The organism is Sphaerisporangium melleum, from assembly GCF_014646695.1.
GTDB lineage: Bacteria > Actinomycetota > Actinomycetes > Streptosporangiales > Streptosporangiaceae > Sphaerisporangium > Sphaerisporangium melleum.
Window position 1 is genome coordinate 27172 of sequence record NZ_BMNT01000033.1, and the last position, 18385, is coordinate 45556.

Consider the following 18385-nt stretch of genomic DNA (forward strand, 5'->3'; position numbering starts at 1 on the left):
CCCATCCCCGCCACCGAGAACAACCGGTGGGGAGGTAATGGACAAGGCGGTATCCTGTACTACTACGCCTATGATCGGATGCTGGACGGTGATTCGTTCTTCATCCGCCTCTACGACAGAACCGGAAAGCGAATCAATCCCTAGTCCGATACGCGATGACCGGCGTATCTTCATCTAGCATGCGATGTGCGGCCTCCCTCGTGAGGCCGCACATCGTGCATTGCTCGGACCGCGGAGAACACATGGCGCAGCTCGTTGAGCGTCTCCACGAGGTGATCACAGTGGAACGGAGCGGGTTCCTGCTGAGAGATCAGGACGGCACTCTGGACGAGCCGGCCGGCTGGCCCGGCTTGGCTGAGATCTCGGCACGCCTGTCCGACGAGTCCTGGTTCGAGGCGACCTTGAATTGGGCGGTCTTCCTGAGCACCGCACCGTGGCACGACAGCGAGGTCACCCTGGAGCTTTGGGATGGCCCTCCCCCCGATGACACTGCGACTTGGGAGAGGAGCAGGGTCCAGAGCTTTTATTCCAGTTCAGGAATGGTTTACTTGAGCGAGATGTCCGGCAGCGGGCCCCCGTCCGTCCCAATGGACCTGCGGAGGGACGCGGGCGAGTGGGCGATCAGAGCGAGCAGTCGCCCTGGAAGTGGTTGGAACTGGCCCGACGAAGAGGCCGCTCCGTCCGGCGCGGAAGAATGGCGAATACAGCTCTGGCCGTCAACCGGTATCGACTCCGGCCTTACTCATGCTCCCCGCAGGACGTCAACATCGCCAAGCGTCCGTAAGTACGTGCAGACGCTATCCAGGCTCTGTGGTCTTCCAGCTGCATCCGGAGCGGCCGATCGCTCTGGACGTTCGGCGTAGCGACTCCGGGCCGGCGGATGCGGGCTTCGCTTCCGCCGGCCCGGTGTCGAGCCCGCCGTCCGGGGACGGCGGTGGTGCGCGATCAGGCGGAGTGGGGGGCGGGGATGGGGTGGGTTCGTTTCCGGCCGGGAAGCAGGGGGGTGCCGAGGATGGCGTGCGCGACGATGGCGAGGCAGACGAAGCCGAGGATCAGGCCCCAGGTGACGTCGGTCAGATGGTGCATGCCGCGGTAGAGGCGGGAGACGGCGACGATGAGCGGGGCCGCCACGCCGATGATCCACCACAGGGCCCGCAGAGCGGTGTGGCGGTGGGTGTGCAGTGCCAGGACCAGGGCCATGCCGCAGTAGAAGCCGACGGCCGCGCTGGTGTGGCCGGAGGGGAAGCTGGAGGTGGGCGGCGCCGGGTCCAGGTGGTGGACGCCGGGCCTCGGCCGTTCGATGAACACCGTGGCCAGCAGGAACACCAGCGACTGCGACCAGACCGCGAGGATGATGAACACCGATTCGCGCCACCGGTTGAAGGTGAACCGGAAGGCCAGCGCGGCGATCGCGGTGAGCACGACGATCACCGGAGTGTCCGACAGCATCGAGCCGTAGTGCGTCAGCGTGTTGAACAGCGGCGTGCGGTCGGCCGCGAACCCCTCGTTGACCGCGACCTCGCCCGCGACCTCGCTGTGCAGCGGCCTGGTGATCAGCCAGCCGACGCCGAGGGTGACGACCGCGAGCGCGGCGAGGGGGGCGAGCAGCAGGCGGAGCGTCCACGCGGCGGTCTGCGACCAGCCGCCGCCGCGCGTCTTCGCCGCAGGTCTCGCCTCAGTGTCGGTGACCATGCGCACTTCCCTTCGTTGTGATGTCGTCCATCGCCTCCGGCTCCACACCTTCGCGGTGCGGTTCGGCCGGGCGGCGACCGATGTCCCGGCGCCAGGTCTCGAACGCGGCGGCCGTCGCGGCGACCACCGCCGCGCCGAGCACGACGCCCGCCACCACGTCGCTCACGTAGTGCACGCCGAGCGCGACGCGGGTGTAGGCCACGCCGAGCGCGATCACCGCGCCGGCGGTCCAGGCGGCCACGCGTTGCCGGGGGGTGAGCAGCGGCAGGAGCAGCAGTACGACCACGCCGACGCCCAGCGTGGCGTTGAGCGCGTGCCCGGAGGGGAACGAGGCGCCGGGGGCCAGGTCCACGGGGTCGGGCAGGTGCGGGCGGGCGCGGTCGACGACCACCTTCAGCGCCAGGCCGAGCAGCCCGCCGACGGTGACGGTGGTGACCGCCCAGGCGGCGAGGCGTGGCGCCCGCCGGTAGACCAGCCACACGGCGGCGATGCCGACCACCACCCGCCAGGGCCCGGGGCCGAAGACGTCGGTCCACAGCCGCAGGAAGGTCACCCACGCGGGGTGGTCCACGGCGTAGGCGTGCAGCGCCCGGGCGACGCCCTCGTCGAGTTCCTGGAGCGGGCCGAACGAGGTCTTGACCAGCACCAGCAGCAGCGTGAACGGGACCAGGACGAGGAACAGCGCCACCGAGGCGAGCGTCAGGCGCAGTCCGAGCCGGGCGTCGGGGCCGAGCGGCCGGCCCGGGCCGTTCCCGTCCCCGTCGGGCCGGACATCGGTCGTGGTGCTCATGGACGCGTGTCTCCTCTCTGGCCGCCTCGTGCGCCCTGCCCGGCTCCGCCGGGCCCGGGGTCGGGGTCGGCCGGTTCCCCGAGGCCCCCGCGACAGGCTTCGAGCTGGGCCGCGAAGGACAGCCCGAGGAACAGCGCGATGGAGCTGAGCAGCGACCACAGCAGCAGCGCCATCACCGCCGTCAGCGGGCCGTAGGTGATGCCGAACGAGTCGTTGTTGTCGATGTAGAAGGCCAGGCCCCAGGTGAGCAGCAGCCACAGGGCCAGTGCCACCACTCCCCCGGCCGCGAGCCAGGTGTGTCCCGGCTGCCTGCGTCGGGGGGCGGCGCGGAACAGGACCGACGCCGACAGCAGGGCGAGCAGGAAGCCGACCGGCCAGCGCAGCAATGTCCATTCCATCACGGCCGTGTCGCTCCAGTGGTACACCTCGGCGAGCGCGCGGCCCATGGCCTTGCCACCGACCATGATCGTGAAGCCGAGGGTCATGGACGCGCCCGCGGTGACCGCCATCAGCACGGCCTTGGCGTACTTGTGCCGCGCGGGGCTGTCCCGCTCCACGCCGTAGATGCGGTTGGCGCCGCGTTCGATCTGGGCCATGGCGGTGGTCAGGCTCACCAGCGCGGTGACCAGGCCGAACCAGAGCGCGATCGCGCCGCCGTCCCCCGCGTGCCGGCGGCTGACGGCCAGGGCGTCATTGACCAGTTGCGAGCCGGAGCCGGGGACGAGGTGGTGGATGGTCAGCGCGAGCACTTTCCCCAGCCGTTCCTGGTGCACCACGCTGCTCAGGCCGACCGCGGCGATGGCGCCGGGGATCACCGACAGGCAGATCTGGAAGGCCAGCGCCCTGGAGTGGCTGAAGCCGTCGCCGTACCTGAAGCGGACGAAGGAGTCACGGACCAGATGCCAGCCGCCGTAGTGGCGCAGAGTGGCCCACGCGTCGTCCGCGCCGAGCTCCTCCCCGCCCATGCTCCTGGTCTCGGGTACCGCGGTCGCCGTTCCCATGGTCGGCCCTGCTACCCCGATCGTGCTGGTTTGAACGGGGCAGACGGCACATATGACACCCAACGGGTCGTCCCGTCGGCATGGCGAAGCCAGGGCCGTTCGTCCGGCCTGTCCGGTGGCCGGACGATCTCGCGGCTCAGGCGCCCGCGTCGACCGCGCAGACGACGCAGCTGATGTTGTCCGGACCGCCGCCGTCCCGGGCCAGGGCGATCAGCCGGTCGGCGGCCGCACCGAGGTCGTCGAACGAGGTGAGCGTCTCGTGCAGCGCCTGCGGGCCCACCACCCCGCTGAGACCGTCGGAGCAGATCAGGTAGCGGTCGCCCGGCTTGGCCTCGCGCATGGACAGGTCGGGATCCACCGATCCGCTGCCGCCGAGCGCCCGCATGAGCAGCGACCGGCGCGGGTGGGCCGCAGCCTGCTCGGCGGTCATCTGGCCGTCGTCCACGAGCGACTGCACCAGGGTGTGGTCACGGGTGATCTGGTAGAGGTAGCCCTCACGCAGCATGTACGCCCGCGAGTCTCCGATGTGGGCGAGGGCGAACCGGTCGCCGTCCCACAGCATGGCCGTGAGCGTGGTGCCCATGCCGGTCAGCTTGGGGTCGCGCTCGGCCATGTCCTTCAGCCGGCGCACGGCCTCGGTGATGGCGGCCTCCATCGCTCCGAGTGGTTCGCCGCCCGGCGGGTCGGCGTCGAGGACCGACAGCGCGGCGATGACGGTGGCGCTGGCCACCTCGCCGTGGCTGTGCCCACCCATCCCGTCCGCCACGGCGAGCAGGCGTGGCCCGGCGTACACCGAGTCCTCGTTCTGCTGGCGCCGGAGCCCGACGTCGGTGCGGGCCGCGTACCGCAACGTGAACGACGCGTTGTTTGACATGTCCTCAGTAAATCATTGGTTGAAACACTTCACAAGCACAAATCTTGTGGATCCCAGCGGCAAGGTGGACTAATCTGACCCTGGGCCGCCAAGGTACCGCTAGGTGAGCACGAAGGGGCGACGCTTATGAGACACGACGCCACGTTGAACGCGGGCGACATCGCCCGGCTCGCCGACGTCGGGCGCGCGGCGGTCAGCAACTGGCGGCGCCGGTACGACGACTTCCCCCAGCCGGTGGGCGGAACGGCCGCGAGCCCCCTGTTCTCCCTTCCCGAGGTCGAGGACTGGCTGCGCCGCAACGGCAAACCGTACGAGATGTCGCCGGCCGACCGCGTGTGGCAGCGACTGCGCGCCAGCGGCGACGACCTGCGCCTCGGCGACCTGGTGGGCTGCGCGGGCGCCTTCCTGTTGTTCCTGCTGCGCGACCCGGAGGGCCGGCAGGCGGCCGGCCGGGCCCGCGAACCGGCCGAGCGGCTGCACCGGGCCGCCGCCGCCGCGACGGCCGACCTCCCGGTGCCGGTCGACTGGAGCATGATCGACCTGCCGCTGTACCGGCTGCTCGCCGACCTCGCGGGCGAGCACGGCCCGCGGGAGGCCTTCGAGCTGCTGTGCGAGCGCTACATCGAGGCCCACTCCCGCCTGCTGTCGGTCACCCGGGCCGACCTCGCCGATCTGATGGCGCGGCTGGCCGCCCCCCTGCTCGGCGGACCGGCGGACGATGCCCCCCAGAACGCCACCGGCGCGCCCCCGACCGTCTTCGACCCGGCCTGCGGGGTGGGCGCGCTGCTGCTCCCCTTCACCGGCGCCCGGGTGCTCGCCCAGGACGGCGGCGAGACCGCGGCGCTGCTCACGGCCGTACGCCTGCTGCTCGGCGGCGCCCGCGCCCAGGTGGTGGCCGGCGACTCGCTGCGCCTGGACGGCTTCCCCGCCCTGCGCGCCGACGTCGTGGTCTGCGACCCGCCGTTCAACGAGCGTGCCTGGGGTTATGAGGAGCTGACCGGCGACCCGCGCTGGGAGTACGGCCTGCCGCCGCGCGGGGAGCCCGAGCTGGCCTGGGTGCAGCACTGCCTGGCCCACACCCGCCCCGGCGGCCTGGTCGCCGTCCTCATGCCGCCCGCGGCGGCGAGCCGCCGTCCCGGCAAGCGCATCCGCGGCAACCTGCTGCGGGCCGGCGCGCTGCGCGCGGTCATGACGCCGGTCCCCGGCGGCCCCGACCTGTGGCTGCTGCGCCGGCCACGGCCCGGCGAGCGGGCGCCGTCGCAGGTGCTCATGGTGGACGCCGCCGAGAGCACGGCGGACGCCGAGGCGGCCTGGCGCGCCTTCGCCGCCGACCCCGAGGGCGCACCGCCCGCGCCCGGCCGGGCGGTGCGCATCATCGACCTGCTGGACGACGAGGTGGACCTCAGCCCGGCCCGCCACCGCCTCCTGCTCGGCGCGCGCGAGGCCGCCGCCGAGTTCGGCCGGGTGCGCGAGCGCTTCGCCGCCCGGGCCGCCGCGCTGGAGGGGGCGCTGCCGCACGTCGCCCCGCCGGCGGAGGGCCACGAGCCGCCCACGACGACGATCGGCGAGCTGGTGCGGGCCGGCATGGTGACCGTCCACCAGGGGCCGGCGAAGATGGCGACCGACGCCGGGGACCTCCCGGTGCTCACCGCCGCCGACCTGCTGTCCGGCGGTGCGCCGTCCGGGCGTACCACCGGTGACCCCGGGCACGTCGTGCTGGAGCCGGGTGACGTCGTGTCGGCGGTCCTGGCCGAGGTCGGGGCCGCGCGGACGGTCACCGAGGCGGGCGCCGTGCTCGGCCCGCACCTGTACCTCTACCGGGTCGACCGCGAGCGGATCGACCCCGACTTCCTCGCCGGGTGCCTGCGCCACGCCGCCGGCGCGGCCCGGGCCCACCCCGGCGCGAGCCGGGTGGACGCGCGCCGGGTGCGCGTCCCGCGGCTGAGCCTCGCCGAGCAGCGCGAGTACGGCAGGGCGTTCCGGGAGCTGCTCGCGCTGGAGGACCGGCTGCGCGCGACGGCCGAGCTGGGCGAGCGGCTCGTCCGGCTGGGCTTCGACGGGCTCGTCGGCGGTCATCTGCGGCCCGGCGGCTGAGGGTGTATTTTTCCCCCAAAGATCATCAGGAGGGGCGCATGGTCATCGGCGACCGGTACGAGCTCGACGACCTGCCTCTCGGCCAGGGCGGCATGGGGGCCGTCTACCGGGGCCACGACCGGCGTCTGGACCGCCGCGTCGCCGTGAAGTTCCTGCGCTTCCCAGGCGGTCACGACGAGGAGCTGGAGCGGCGGTTCGTCCGCGAGGCGCGCATCCTCGCCCGGCTGGAGCACGCCGGCGCGCCGATCCTGTACGACTTCGGCACGCATGAGCACCGCCTGTTCCAGGTCATGCAGTTCATCGACGGCGTCACCGTCGCCGACCTGGTCAGCGAGCACGGGCCGCTGCCGGTCCCCTGGGCCGCCGCCATCGCCGCCCAGGCGTGCGCCGTGCTGTCGGCCGCCCACGCCCTGTCCATCTGCCACCGCGACCTCAAGCCGACCAACCTGATGCTCTGCCCGGACGGCAGCGTCAAGGTGCTCGACTTCGGCCTCGCCATGCTCCGGGAGGCCGACGCCGCGCCGTTCACCCGCATCGGCCAGATCCTCGGCACCCCGGCGTACATGTCACCCGAGCAGATCCAGAGCGGGGTGGCCGGGCCGCGCAGCGACCTGTACTCCCTCGGCTGCGTCCTGCACGAGATGCTCACCGGGCGGCAGCTCTTCGTCGGCCCGACCGAGTACGCCGTCTTCGAGAAGCAGGTCAACGAGCGGCCGCCCTCGGTGCCCGGTGTGCCCGGTGAGCTGGACCGGCTGCTGGCCGACCTGCTGGAGAAGCGGCCCGAGGACCGCCCGGCCGACGCGAACGCGCTGTACGACCGTCTGCAGCCCTTCGCGGTCGACCTGCCGATGCTGCCCGGTTTCCTCACCCCGCCCACGGTCCCCAGCCCCGGCCGCATGTACGCCCGCATGGTGGGCCGCGTCCTCCCCTGATCACCGCGGCCGGTGGCGAGCGCGGCCCGGTCGCGAACTTTCGCCCGATATGATGCGCGTTGACGGTGAGTACCGGGGATGCGGATGAGAGCAGTGGGAGAGACCGCGCGCCGCGGGCTGCGCAGGCTGCTCTCGCGCGCGCCGTCCATCCTGCAGTGCTCGATCGCCGCGGCCGTCGCCTGGATCGTGGCCAGGGACGTGCTCGACCATCCACGCCCCTTCTTCGCGCCGGTCGCCGTGGTGATCTGCATCGGCGTGGCGATGGGCCGGCGGGTGCGCCGGATGCTGGAGATGGTGGTGGGGGTCAGCGTCGGGATCGGCGTCGGCGACCTGCTCGTCTCCTGGATCGGTTCGGGCCCCTGGCAGATCGCCCTGGTCGTCGCGCTCGCCATGGCGTGCGCGGTCCTGCTGGACGGCGGGCAGGTGATCGCGCTGCAGGCGGGCTCGTCCGCGGTCCTGGTCGCCACCCTGCTGCCGCCGTCCGGCAGCGGCGGCCCCGACCGGATGGTGGACGCGCTGGTCGGCGGGATCATCGGCATCGCCGCGGTCGGGCTGTTCCCGATCGACCCGCTCGCCCTGGCGCACCGGCACGGGCGGGTGGTGCTGGAGGAGCTGGCCGACGCGCTGGACGCCGCCGCGCAGGCGATCGCCGCGGCCGATCCGCCCCTGGCCGCCGACGCGCTGGAGAAGGCGCGCGGCTCCCAGCGAGCGGTGGAACAGCTGCACTCCGCCCTGCAGACGGGGCGGGAGATCGCGCTGCTCAGCCCGCTCCGCTGGAGCGCCCGTGCCCGGCTCGCGCGCTACCAGAGCGCCGCGATCCCCCTCGACCTGGCTCTGCGCAACGTCAGGGTGCTGCTACGCCGCACGTTCGCCGCGCTGCGCGACCACGAGCCGATGCCCGCGGAACTCCCCGGCCGGTTGCACGCCCTGGCCGAGGCGGTACGCCTGCTCAGGGACGAGCTGGCCGAGGGCGTCGAGCCGGTGCGGGCGCGGCGGGCGGCGCTGGCGGTGGCCGACGGGGTGCGCACCTCCACCCAGAGCGCCGGGTTCTCCGCCCACGTGGTCGGCGCCCAGGTGCGCTCGATCACCGTGGACCTGCTGGTCGCCACCGGCACCGACCGCGACACGGCGGCGGCGGCCCTCCCGCCGCCCGCTACCTCCTGACCGCCGGGGCCCCGCCGCCCCGGACGGTCAGGAGGGGACCAAGGTGGGCGCGCCGGGCGCGAACTCGGTGTGGATGAGGTGCGGCGGCACGCCGATGTGCAGCAGACGCGCCGTCGACACCCGCACCATGTCCGGCGGGCCGCACAGGAAGACATCTCCGTCCAGGGCGACGCGGTGGTTGAGCAGGGCGTCCACGGCCATCTCCCGCCGCCACCCGGCCGGGGCGTCCGCGACCGCCTGCACCACCCGCAGCCGCCGGTGCTGGCCGCGCAGATCGCGCAGGTCGCCGACATCGTAGGCGTCACCGGGATGGCGCACCCCGTGGAACAGGTCGATGCTCGGCCGGTCGGGCAGCCACATCGACTCCTCGATCAGCGCCTTGAGCGGGGCGAGCCCGGTGCCGCCCGCGATGAAGACCAGGTGCGGAGTGCTCGCGCGCTCCAGCACGAGCGACCCGCGCGGCGGGCCGAGCAGCAGCGTGTCGCCCACGCGCGTGTGGTGCGCGAGCGCCGTGCTGACCCACCCGCCGGAGACCACCCGCACGTGGAAGGTCAGCCGGTTGTCGCGGCGCGGCGCGTTGGCGATCGAGTACGGCCGCCAGACCTTGGGCCAGTGCGGGGTCTGCACGGTGGCGTACTGGCCGGCCTTGTACGCGTACGGCTGGGTCGGCTCGACGGTGAGCACGGCGATCTCGCGGGTGCGCATCTCGTGCCCGACCACCACGCCCTCCCAGGTCGACGGGCCGTAGGCGGCGTCCTGGTCGGCCGCCTTGATCATCACGTCGGCGATGAACTGGTAGGCGTCGATCCAGGCGGCGTCGTAGACCGAGCGCCAGGCGTCGCCGGCGTTGGCCCGCATCGCGATGACCAGGCAGCGGCCCACGGCCGGATAGTGCTCGGGCAGCACGCCGTACTTGCGGTGGTCGCGGGCGAGCTGGCCCAGGTAGTCCAGCACGCCGCCGGTGTCGTCCAGGTTCAAAACGACCCGGGTGAGCGCGTGCAGCAGGCGGTCGCGCTGCACGTCCATGGCGGGCGGGAACATCTCGCGGATGCGCGGATAGTCGGCGAACAGCTTGGCGTAGAAGTGCATGGCGACCTTGTCGGCCACCGGCTCGACCAGGGCCCAGCTCTGGCGGATCAGTCCGATGTCGATGGTCATGGCGTCACTCAGCCGACCGGCCGGCCCCCTCCGGTTCCTTGCCCGGCGCCCGCATGCGCGCGACGCCGAAGTAGTCCTCGCCGGCCGGCCTGCGGCCCTGCGCGGCGCCCGACCTGCGGTCCTGCCGGACCAGGCGGGGGATGTGCTTGGAGCAGTGGATGTAGGCCTCCTCGACCTCGACCACGACCCATCGGTCGGCGCGCCGGCCGGGCGCGGTGCGGTCCTCGTCGGCCAGCCCGTGGCGGCGCGCGGCATCGTAGGCGGTCGTGATGGTGGCCGACCCGTTGACGTGCAGCCCCACGAGGTCGTCGTAGAAGTCGATGAACAGCATGCTGATGTGCGGGTTCTCCAGGATGTTCCCCATGCTGGCGAGCACGCCGTTGCCGCGGAACTCGGGGTAGATCAGCTTGGCGGGCTCCAGCACCCGGACGAACCCGGGCGGGCCGGCCCGGAAGGAGGTGTCGCAGTTGCCCTCCGCGTCGGAGGTGCCGATGAAGGCCATTTCCTGCCGGGCGACGAACTCCTGCATCTCGGGCGTCAGATGGTCCACCACCTGCCGGTCGTAGAACCGCAGCGCGCGCTCGCGCGTGGCGAACAGGCTCTGCAGGACGTGCTCGCCCCTCGACCCGGGAAGGTGCTCCTCCCCCTGCCCGTCGTACGGCCCGTGCTGACCCATCAACGCTCCCATCACCGTCCCGCGCGCCGGCGGCCGCGCGGCCGCCCGCCGCACCCTGCCCCGGACAAAGCCACAGAAACCTCATGGACAACTTGGGTCACAGTACCGGTCCTGACCCTGTGATGTCGGGATGCGGCCATAAATCTGCTGACTTTTCCAGTCAGTAGAACCCGAGTCAGTTTCGGTACGCCGGCACGCGCCGCGTGCGAGCGTCCGACCGGCGCTTCCGTTCGGCCGACGCATGAGAGTTCCCGCGGCCCGGCCGCCCCTGATGTTTAGCCGCCCCGGTACGGGTAGGCGCATCTCGTTCGAAGGTGGATGCGAGGTCCGGGGCGTCCGGGCCCAGGGGGTGGAGTTCGGACGGTTCGCGGGGGCCGCGCTAGGGCGGGCTCAGCAGATGGCCCGGCGAGCCCTGGACGGGGTCCGGCGTCCTGCGAACGACCGCGTACCCGGCCAGGACCAGCAATACCGTGCAGTGATCGCGAACTACCAAAAGGTGGAGAAATGACGATCGAGCACCACGGCCTGACCGCCGGCACCTTAACCCGGGACAGCGAGGACACACAGGAAGAGGCCATGACCGCCCTGTGGTCCCGCATCGGCTGGGAGTGACCCGCCGGCCGCCGACGCCGGCATGCACGGGCGGGCGGCCTGCGTGCGCAGACCGCCCGCCGAGACGCGCTGCACGTACGTGTTCCTGCTGCCATGGCCGGCCGGGCCGCCGGTCTTCCAGGCCTGCCCCATGGTCGCGAGCCTGGCGCTGTCGTTCGCGAACGACGACCCGCCAATTGCCAGTTATTCGCAGTTACCAGATATTCCCGGTTCAGGGGTGACCGGGATAATATCGCCACCGCCCCCTTTGGCGGGTCCCGCGAGATATCGATCACCGCGCGTTCCCGACCGTGAATGCCCCGGCGTCCCGTTGTGGTGATCAAGGGGCAAGTGCGGATTATCCGCAGTTGTACGCCCACCCCGGCGCGAGCGAAATCCAGGACCGCCGTAAATGCCGCCCGGAGCGGGCCGTATGCCGGTTCCGCGCACCGCCGCCACCCGGATCGCCGCGCCGCCGTCGCATCTTCGCCCAGGTGAGAGGCGCGGCCGGACATCGCGCCCGGCCCCGCACCGTACCGGCCGCCTACTCGCGGGGATGATGGCTCCTTTTTCCCGGCCGCGTCCCCAGCGCGTCGGCGATGACCGGCCGTGCAACTGAATACCGCCCGCGTTGACGACGCCTCCGGCCGATGTGCACCATCACGAACACTCACAGATTCGCCCCGATCTGGAGACCCATGGGGGGTTGCCCATGCCACGTGTCATCCAATACACGGACCCGGTGGAAGGCTGCCTGGGATATCTGGTGTACGACCGGGAGGACTGCCGGCTGGCCGCCGGCGGATTTCGCGTCCAGCCCGGCCTGAAGGTCCAGACTCTGATCGACCTCGCCGAGCGGATGACGCTCAAGCAGCGCGTCCTCGGCATCAACGTCGACGGCGCCAAGTCCGGCCTCGCCTACGACCCGATGGCCCCCGGCGCCGAGGACGTCATCTCGCGCTTCATGTCGTTCATGTGGGGCGAGTTGACCACTCGCTACAGCATGGGGTGCGACATGGGCACCCGGTTCGAGGACCTGGAGCGCCTGGCCGCCGGGGTCGGGCTGCGGTCGGTGAAGTACGCGGTCAAGCACGCCCAGGGCTTCTCCGACGAGGAGTACGTCGCCCGCATGCGCCTGCTGGACGCCCCCGTGGGCCGGCGCACGGTGGGGCAGCGCCGCGCCGGGCACGTGGTCGCCCACTCCGCCCTCGCCGCGGCCGACAGCGCGGGGTACCTCGCGAGCGGCCTGCACGTCGCCATCCAGGGCTTCGGCAACCTCGGGCGGGCCGCGGCCGAGTCGCTCGTCGCCGAAGGCGCCTCGGTCGTCGCGGTCGCCGACGCCTACGGCTGCGCCGTCCACCCCCGGGGCCTGGACGTCACCTCGATGCTGAACCACGACCAGTCGCGCCCGGTGTCGGAGCAGACCGACCGGCTGGCCTGGCTGCCCGGCGACACGCTGTTCCGGCTCCCCGTGGACGTGCTCGTCCTGGCCGCCGTCGAGGACGCGATCACCGTCGAGCAGGCCGAGGCGCTGCAGGCGCCGGTCGTGGTCGTGGGCGCCAACTGCGGGCTCAGCGAGGCCGCCGAGCGGACGCTCCACGAGCGCGGAGTGCTGGTCGTGCCCGACTTCATCGGCGGGATCGGCGGGTCGGCCTCGATGGAGACCCTGTTCGGCCCGGCCACCCTGCCGGAGCCGCACGAGGTGCTGGACAACGTCGCCTTCCTCATCCGCGAGTTGGTGATCGACATCATCGCGGGCTCCCGGATGCGCCACGTGCCGCCCCGGCAGGTCGCGCTCGACATCGCGGCGGCCGCCCCCGTCCACCCTGACCAGCCCCCGTACGGCCACAGCCCCTACGCCCGCGCGAGCCGGCGGCCGAAGGGCAACCGGATCGCGACCGCGGCGTCCCGGCGCGGTGGCCTCATCGCATCAGGAGAGAATCTGTGAGCACCGAGCAAGCGTGTCGCCACGAGCGCAGCCACATCGTCGACTCCGCCTTCTACGGCCACCGCTACAGCACCGCGGCCAGCCGCCGGATCTTCTGCGACCGCTGCCGGTTCCAGCGCTGGCTGGACGTGGAGGCCGCGCTGGCCCTGGAGCAGGCCGCTCTCGGCATCATCCCGGCCGACGCCGCGCGGAAGATCGCCGCGGCGGCGAAGGTCGAGCGGCTCGACCTCGGCGCGGTCCGGGCCGAGATCCGGCGCACCAGCCACTCGCTGGTCGGCCTGCTGCGCGTGTTCCAGGCCTCGGTCGAGGACGGCGCCGGCGAGTACGTCCACTACGGCGCCACCACGCAGGACATCCAGGACACCGCCCAGTCGCTGGAGATGCGCGACGTCGTGGACGCGCTGGAGCACGAACTGCTCGCGATCGTGACCCGGCTGGCCGACCTCGCCGAGACGCACGCCGAGACCGTCGCGCTCGGCCGCACCCACGCCCAGCCGGCGCTGCCCATCGGCTTCGGCCTGAAGATCGCCGGCTGGATGGACGAGATCCTGCGCAGCGGCGAGCGGCTGCGCGCGCTGCGCCCGCGGGTGCTGACCGCCGAGCTGTTCGGCGGCGTCGGCACCATGGCCGGCTTCGGCGACCAGGCGATCGACCTGCTGCGCGGGTTCTCGGCCCGCCTCGGCCTGAGCGCCGCCCCGGTGGCCTGGCACGTCGCCCGCGACCGGATCGCCGAGTTCGCCTCCACCCTGGCCATCGTCGCCGGGACGATGGGCCGCATCGCCGACGAGGTGCGCCTGCTGTCGCGCCCGGAGTTCGGCGAGGTCGAGGAGGAGTGGCGGCTCGGCCGGGTCGGCAGCAGCACGATGCCGCACAAGCGCAACCCCGAGGCGTGCGAGCAGACGGTGATGCTGTCCCGCCTGGCCGCCGGCACGGTCGGCGTGGCGCTGGCCGCGATGAGCGGCGACCACGAGCGCGACTCGCGCTCGCTGCGCCTGGAGTGGGCGTGCGTGCCCGAGGTGTCGCACTACACCCTCGCCGCCTGCGACATCACCCGCCTCATCGTGGACGGCCTGAAGGTGCACCCCGACCGGCTGCTGGAGAACACCAAGGTCGTCACCGACCAGATCGTCACCGAGCGGCTCATGCTCGCGCTGGGCAGGCACATCGGCAAGCAGACCGCCCACGAGCACGTGTACGAGCTCAGCCAGGAGTCGCGTACCACCGGGACCTCGCTGGAGGAGCTGATCCGCGCGAACGGCGTGGCCCAGCACCTCGGCGAGGAGGAACTGGCCGGCATCTTCGACGTGACGTCCTACCTCGGCCACTCGGCCGAGCTCACCATGTACACGGTCGCCCAGGCCCGCGCGTGGGCCGCCGAGACCAGGCGCCTGCTGGGCAAGCCCGTGAAGGAGACGGCCCTTGCCCACCACTGAGGCCGCCGCACCACCGGCCGGCGTCCACGGGGCGCCGGCCACCGGCCATGAGACACCCGCCCCCGGGACCCTCGCCGGGGTGCGGCGCATCGAGCTGCCGCGCCCGCTGTTCGCCACGATCGCCGGGCACGTCGTCCGCAAGCTGACCGGGCACTACATCGACGGCGAGGTCGCCGAGCGCAAGGCGTTCGGCCTGCTGCTCGGCCGCCTGGACGGGACGACCCTGCGCGTGGCCGCCGTACTGCCGCTGCTGGCCAACATGCGCAGGGACCCGGGCATCGCCGGGGACATGGACGAACTGGTCGACCAGTACGCCATCCCGTCCGAGACGCCCAACGAGCAGCGGGGGTGGATCGCCCACCCGCGCGAGCTGATGGACGCCGAGGACTTCTGCGACGACCACGACCTGGCAGTGGTCGGCAACTACCACACCCACCGCGTGCCCTGGCCGCAGGACCCGCGGCGCGACACCTGCACCCGGCTGGACCGGCTGCTCGCCGAGGAGTCGGGCCAGTGGGTGTTCATCGTCTCGGCCACCGATCTGCACCGGATCACCGTGCGGGCCTTCTACGAGGGCCGCAACGACCGGGAGGCGGAGATCGTGCTGCGGCCGGCCACCCCCCACGCCATCGCCATCGACAGGAAGAGCGATCGATGACCCATGCAGAGGACTACGCGAAGGTCACCGGCTTCCACGGCCACAAATGCCCGGGGTCGGCCGTCGGCCTGCGCATCGCCCAGGCGGCCGTCGCCGAGCTCGGCCGGCACGACGCCGGCAACGAGATCGTCGCGGTCGGCGAGATCGACTCCTGCGTCGTCGACGCCGTCCAGGTGATCACCGGCTGCACGGTCGGCAACCGTCACCTGGTCCTGCAGGACAACGGCAAGGTGGCCTTCACCTTCTGGCGGGTCGCCGACGGCGCCGCGCTGCGCGTCACGGCCAAGCCCGGCAGCGAGGCCTACCGCGGCGAGGAGGCGTGGGTGCTCGCCCGCAAGGTTGAGGCCGGTACGGCCACCGACGACGAGCGTGCCCGCTTCCAGGCCGGGCAGGCCGAGCGCATCGAGCGCATCCTCACCGCCCCGGCCGGCGACATCCTGGTGGTCGAGCCGGTCATCGACGACGCGCCGGCCGCCAAGAAGTCCGAGCCGCACGCCCCCTGCGACGGCTGCGCCGAGCCGACCAGCACCGCCGTCCTGCACGACCACCGCGGCCGGATGCTGTGCCCGCCCTGCCACCTCGCCGCGCACGGCGGGGTGCTCCCAGCCGGCGGGCACGGGCACGGCCACGGGCATGGGCACGGCCACCAAGACCATCACGCCCACCAGCCCGGCCATGGTCACCTTCAGCACCACTGACCCGGGCCGGCGGTCCGCCCCCGCCCGCGTCCGGCGCCGGGCCAGGCCGGGCGCCGCTCAGGCGATCCGAGAAAGGAAGTTTCATGTCCGATGACTTCGCCACCGTGTTCGAGGCGCCCGTCGACCAGGTACCGGACCTCGACGAGCTGGTCGTGGCGACGATGACGTGGCACTTCTCGCCCTCGACCGGCAGCCCGTTCTGGACCGGGCGCGCGGCCTCGTTCGGCTTCGACCCGCTGTCGGACGTCAAGACCTACGACGACCTGCTGGAGTGCTTCTCCACCGTCGAGGTCGACTGGAGTGCGATCCCCGCGCACACGCTCATCCCGCGCGGCAGCGCCGGCCGGCCCGGCCGCTTCGGCGTGTACGAGTCGGGCGGCACGACCGGCGCACCCAAGCGCATCGTCGACGCCACCTCCCGCAGGCGCAACATCGAGTACCAGAGCATGTTCCTGGACGAGCAGGGCTTCCCGACCGGCGGGCTGGAGGCGGGCTGGCTGCACGTCGGGCCGACCGGGCCGCACATCATGGCCAAGAACATCGGCAACCTCACCGAGCTGCGCGGCTTCCTGTCCTATTTCGTCGACCTCGACCCGCGCTGGGTCAAGCGGTGCATCGCCACCGGCCGCGAGGACGAGTCCAACCGGTACATCGACCACATCCTCGACCAGGTCAAGGACGTGCTGCAGTCGCAGGACATCCGGGCGATGTCCAGCACCCCGCGCATCCTGGAGCGGATCGTCGCCCGGCCCGACGTGTACGAGCCGCTGCGCGAGAAGGTGCGCGGCATCATCTGGGGCGGCACCAGCGTCGACGCCGAGACGCTGAACCTGCTGGAGAACGAGGCGTTCCCCGAGGCGACGATCGCCGGCGCGTACGGCAACACGATGATGGGCATGGCGCCGCAGCGCACCCGCCGCGACGGCGACCCGTCGCCGTGCGTGTTCCGCCCCTTCTACCCCTACACGATCGTGGACGTGGTGGACCCGGTGGACCTCACCACGCGGGTGCCGGTCGACACGCGCGGCGTCGTGAAGATCACCGCGCTGACCCGCGACCTGTTCATGCCCCCCACCGTCGAGCGCGACATGGTCACGCTGCGCGCGCCGCTGGACGGGCACCCGGGTGTCGAGGTCTCCGACGTGCGGCCCAACGAGACCGCCAAGGAGACCATCATCGAGGGGGTCTACTGATGGCGGTGGACACCGCGATCCGCGTCCCGGTGATCCGCGCCGGAGTCGCGGCCAGGTCGGCCGAGACGGCGCTGCTGCGCGGGGTCGACGGCACCCCGCTGGCCGAGGTGGACCAGGCGCCGCCGCTGGCGGCCACGCTGACCGTCGCCGAGCTGCGGCGCCGCCCGCTCGGCGAGGCGCCCCCGGCCGAGACCTTCCGGCGCATGGGCGAGCTGTTCGGCACGGCCACGCTGAACGGCCTCACCCCGGCCGACTACTGCGAGCTGCAGGCGCGCAGCGCCGGCGTGCCGATCTCCGTCGCTCGCCGCTCGGTGACCGACATGGCCGAGACCTGCGCGAACGCGCCCCTGCGCGTGGCGGCCGAGCGTCCCGCGGGCGCGGTGAGCCACGTCGAGCCGGGCGAGATCAAGGCGGTGTGGATGCGGCGCGGCGAGACGCTGTCGGTCATCGCGCCGAGCAACAACCCCGGCACCCACACCCAGTGGGTGCACGCCCTCGCCTACGGCTACCGGCTGCTGGTCAGGCCGGGCACCCGCGACCCGTTCACCCCGTCCCGGCTGATCGCCGCGGCCCTGGAAGCGGGCATGGAGCCCTCGCGCCTGTCGCTGCTGCCCGGCGGCCACGCCACGGCGGACGCGCTGGTCAAGGCCGCCGACCTGAGCCTGGTCTTCGGCGGGGACGCCGCCATCGCGCGGTACGCCGGCAACCCCGGGCTGGTGCCGCGCGGCCCCGGCCGGTCCAAGGTGCTGCACACCGGCGAGATCACCGAAGAGGCGCTGGACGTCATCTGCGACTCGGTGGCCTACGACGCGGGGCTGCGCTGCACCAACACCAGCGCGGTGTTCACCGAGGCCGACCCCCGGGAGCTCGGGCAGGCGCTGGCGCGGCGGCTCGGCGCGCTGGTCGCCGCGGCGCCGCAGACCGCGCAGGCACAGCTCCCGGTCATGCCGATCGAGCAGGCGCGGGCCATGCGCGCGCACCTGGCCTCCCGGCTGGCCGGCGCGGTCGAGGCCACCGCGCCGCTCTACCAGGACGGCGGGGTGGCCGACCTCGGCGACGGGTCGGCCGCGCTGCGCCCGGCCGTGCTGGTGTGCGACCGGCCCGGCCACCCGGGCGGCGGCATCGAGCTGCCGTTCCCGTGTGTCTGGGTGCTGCCGTGGAGCTGGCGCGACCCGGTCACGCCGCTGCGGAACACCCTCGCGCTGTCGGTGCTCGGCGACGACGAGGAGCTCGCGCTGACCCTGCTGCGCGAGCCGTCGATCCGCAAGGTCGTCTTCGGCGGGCTGCCCACCCACGCGGCCGGCCCGACCAGCCCGCACGACGGGTACCTGAGCGGCGACCTGATGGAGGTGCGCGCCTACGGCGTGGCCGGGCGCCCCTGACGGCGCACCGGAACCCGTCCGGCGGCGAGGGCGCGGCGGAGGTCCCCTGTCCCGGAGACGGCCGCCCGCGACCTCACCACCTCCGCCGAGGCCCGTGGCCG

General features: G+C 72.7%; 15 protein-coding genes. 9 read left to right on the forward strand and 6 right to left on the reverse strand.

Going from position 1 to position 18385, the window contains the following annotated elements:
- Positions 1-945: 945 nt before the first annotated feature.
- From IEY93_RS26475 to IEY93_RS26490, 4 genes are all read right to left on the reverse strand, one after another.
- Positions 946-1692: a phosphatase PAP2 family protein gene (locus IEY93_RS26475; protein WP_189165839.1), complete on the reverse strand. Its 747-nt coding sequence runs from the start codon at positions 1690-1692 to the stop codon at positions 946-948.
- The gene (locus IEY93_RS26480) at positions 1676-2482 is read right to left on the reverse strand and encodes a phosphatase PAP2 family protein (RefSeq protein WP_189165840.1); all 807 of its coding nucleotides are present in this window, start codon (positions 2480-2482) and stop codon (positions 1676-1678) included. The genes IEY93_RS26475 and IEY93_RS26480 overlap by 17 nt, the downstream gene beginning before the upstream one ends.
- The gene (locus IEY93_RS26485) at positions 2479-3483 is read right to left on the reverse strand and encodes a YihY/virulence factor BrkB family protein (RefSeq protein ID WP_189165841.1); all 1005 of its coding nucleotides are present in this window, start codon (positions 3481-3483) and stop codon (positions 2479-2481) included. The genes IEY93_RS26480 and IEY93_RS26485 overlap by 4 nt, the downstream gene beginning before the upstream one ends.
- Before the next feature lie 136 nt (positions 3484-3619).
- Complete coding sequence (locus IEY93_RS26490) at positions 3620-4357, reverse strand: PP2C family protein-serine/threonine phosphatase (RefSeq protein ID WP_189165842.1); 738 nt, start codon at positions 4355-4357, stop codon at positions 3620-3622.
- Between the two features lie 126 nt (positions 4358-4483).
- On the opposite strand from IEY93_RS26490, the gene IEY93_RS26495 reads away from it, so the two are divergent.
- The 3 genes from IEY93_RS26495 (at position 4484) to IEY93_RS26505 (ending at position 8547) form a co-directional block, all read left to right on the forward strand.
- Positions 4484-6451: an N-6 DNA methylase gene (locus IEY93_RS26495; RefSeq protein ID WP_189165843.1), complete on the forward strand. Its 1968-nt coding sequence runs from the start codon at positions 4484-4486 to the stop codon at positions 6449-6451.
- Positions 6452-6489: 38 nt separating this feature from the next.
- Positions 6490-7383, forward strand: coding sequence for a serine/threonine-protein kinase (locus IEY93_RS26500; protein ID WP_189165844.1), 894 nt, complete (start codon positions 6490-6492; stop codon positions 7381-7383).
- A gap of 84 nt (positions 7384-7467) precedes the next feature.
- Positions 7468-8547, forward strand: coding sequence for an FUSC family protein (locus tag IEY93_RS26505; protein WP_189165845.1), 1080 nt, complete (start codon positions 7468-7470; stop codon positions 8545-8547).
- A gap of 27 nt (positions 8548-8574) precedes the next feature.
- Here IEY93_RS26505 and IEY93_RS26510 read toward each other — a convergent pair whose 3' ends face one another.
- Positions 8575-9705 carry a globin domain-containing protein gene (locus tag IEY93_RS26510; protein WP_189165846.1) on the reverse strand — a complete coding sequence of 377 codons (1131 nt, stop codon included), beginning with the start codon at positions 9703-9705 and terminating at the stop codon, positions 8575-8577.
- 4 nt (positions 9706-9709) lie between these two features.
- Positions 9710-10381: a pyridoxamine 5'-phosphate oxidase family protein gene (locus IEY93_RS26515; RefSeq protein ID WP_189165847.1), complete on the reverse strand. Its 672-nt coding sequence runs from the start codon at positions 10379-10381 to the stop codon at positions 9710-9712.
- A gap of 1333 nt (positions 10382-11714) precedes the next feature.
- Between IEY93_RS26515 and IEY93_RS26520 the strand changes: the two genes are divergently transcribed.
- From IEY93_RS26520 to IEY93_RS26545, 6 genes are all read left to right on the forward strand, one after another.
- On the forward strand, positions 11715-12920 hold the full coding sequence (locus IEY93_RS26520; protein ID WP_229691504.1) for a Glu/Leu/Phe/Val dehydrogenase dimerization domain-containing protein: 1206 nt from the start codon (positions 11715-11717) through the stop codon (positions 12918-12920).
- Positions 12917-14353: a class-II fumarase/aspartase family protein gene (locus tag IEY93_RS26525; protein ID WP_189165849.1), complete on the forward strand. Its 1437-nt coding sequence runs from the start codon at positions 12917-12919 to the stop codon at positions 14351-14353. The genes IEY93_RS26520 and IEY93_RS26525 overlap by 4 nt, the downstream gene beginning before the upstream one ends.
- Entirely contained in the window at positions 14340-15011 is a 672-nt protein-coding gene (locus IEY93_RS26530; protein ID WP_189165850.1) for an MPN domain-containing protein, read from the forward strand. Before IEY93_RS26525 ends, IEY93_RS26530 begins: the two co-directional genes overlap by 14 nt.
- Positions 15008-15709 carry an FmdE family protein gene (locus IEY93_RS26535; RefSeq protein ID WP_189165851.1) on the forward strand — a complete coding sequence of 234 codons (702 nt, stop codon included), beginning with the start codon at positions 15008-15010 and terminating at the stop codon, positions 15707-15709. Before IEY93_RS26530 ends, IEY93_RS26535 begins: the two co-directional genes overlap by 4 nt.
- Before the next feature lie 83 nt (positions 15710-15792).
- The gene (locus IEY93_RS26540; RefSeq protein WP_189165852.1) at positions 15793-16902 is read left to right on the forward strand and encodes a phenazine biosynthesis protein; all 1110 of its coding nucleotides are present in this window, start codon (positions 15793-15795) and stop codon (positions 16900-16902) included.
- A 5-nt stretch (positions 16903-16907) separates the two neighbouring features.
- A complete protein-coding gene (locus IEY93_RS26545) occupies positions 16908-18284 on the forward strand; it encodes an aldehyde dehydrogenase family protein (protein WP_189165853.1) in 1377 nt (458 codons plus the stop codon).
- Positions 18285-18385: the final 101 nt, after the last annotated feature.

Excerpts from the sequence above, each read along its gene's own strand:
- IEY93_RS26495 (WP_189165843.1), top strand. The coding sequence starts at position 4,484 with ATGAGACACGACGCCACGTTGAACGCGGGCGACATCGCCCGGCTCGCC.
- IEY93_RS26490 (WP_189165842.1), bottom strand. The coding sequence starts at position 4,357 with ATGTCAAACAACGCGTCGTTCACGTTGCGGTACGCGGCCCGCACCGAC.
- IEY93_RS26515 (WP_189165847.1), bottom strand. The coding sequence starts at position 10,381 with ATGGGTCAGCACGGGCCGTACGACGGGCAGGGGGAGGAGCACCTTCCC.
- IEY93_RS26480 (WP_189165840.1), bottom strand. The coding sequence starts at position 2,482 with ATGAGCACCACGACCGATGTCCGGCCCGACGGGGACGGGAACGGCCCG.
- IEY93_RS26505 (WP_189165845.1), top strand. The coding sequence starts at position 7,468 with ATGAGAGCAGTGGGAGAGACCGCGCGCCGCGGGCTGCGCAGGCTGCTC.
- IEY93_RS26500 (WP_189165844.1), top strand. The coding sequence starts at position 6,490 with ATGGTCATCGGCGACCGGTACGAGCTCGACGACCTGCCTCTCGGCCAG.
- IEY93_RS26540 (WP_189165852.1), top strand. The coding sequence starts at position 15,793 with ATGTCCGATGACTTCGCCACCGTGTTCGAGGCGCCCGTCGACCAGGTA.
- IEY93_RS26485 (WP_189165841.1), bottom strand. The coding sequence starts at position 3,483 with ATGGGAACGGCGACCGCGGTACCCGAGACCAGGAGCATGGGCGGGGAG.
- IEY93_RS26535 (WP_189165851.1), top strand. The coding sequence starts at position 15,008 with ATGACCCATGCAGAGGACTACGCGAAGGTCACCGGCTTCCACGGCCAC.
- IEY93_RS26510 (WP_189165846.1), bottom strand. The coding sequence starts at position 9,705 with ATGACCATCGACATCGGACTGATCCGCCAGAGCTGGGCCCTGGTCGAG.
- IEY93_RS26475 (WP_189165839.1), bottom strand. The coding sequence starts at position 1,692 with ATGGTCACCGACACTGAGGCGAGACCTGCGGCGAAGACGCGCGGCGGC.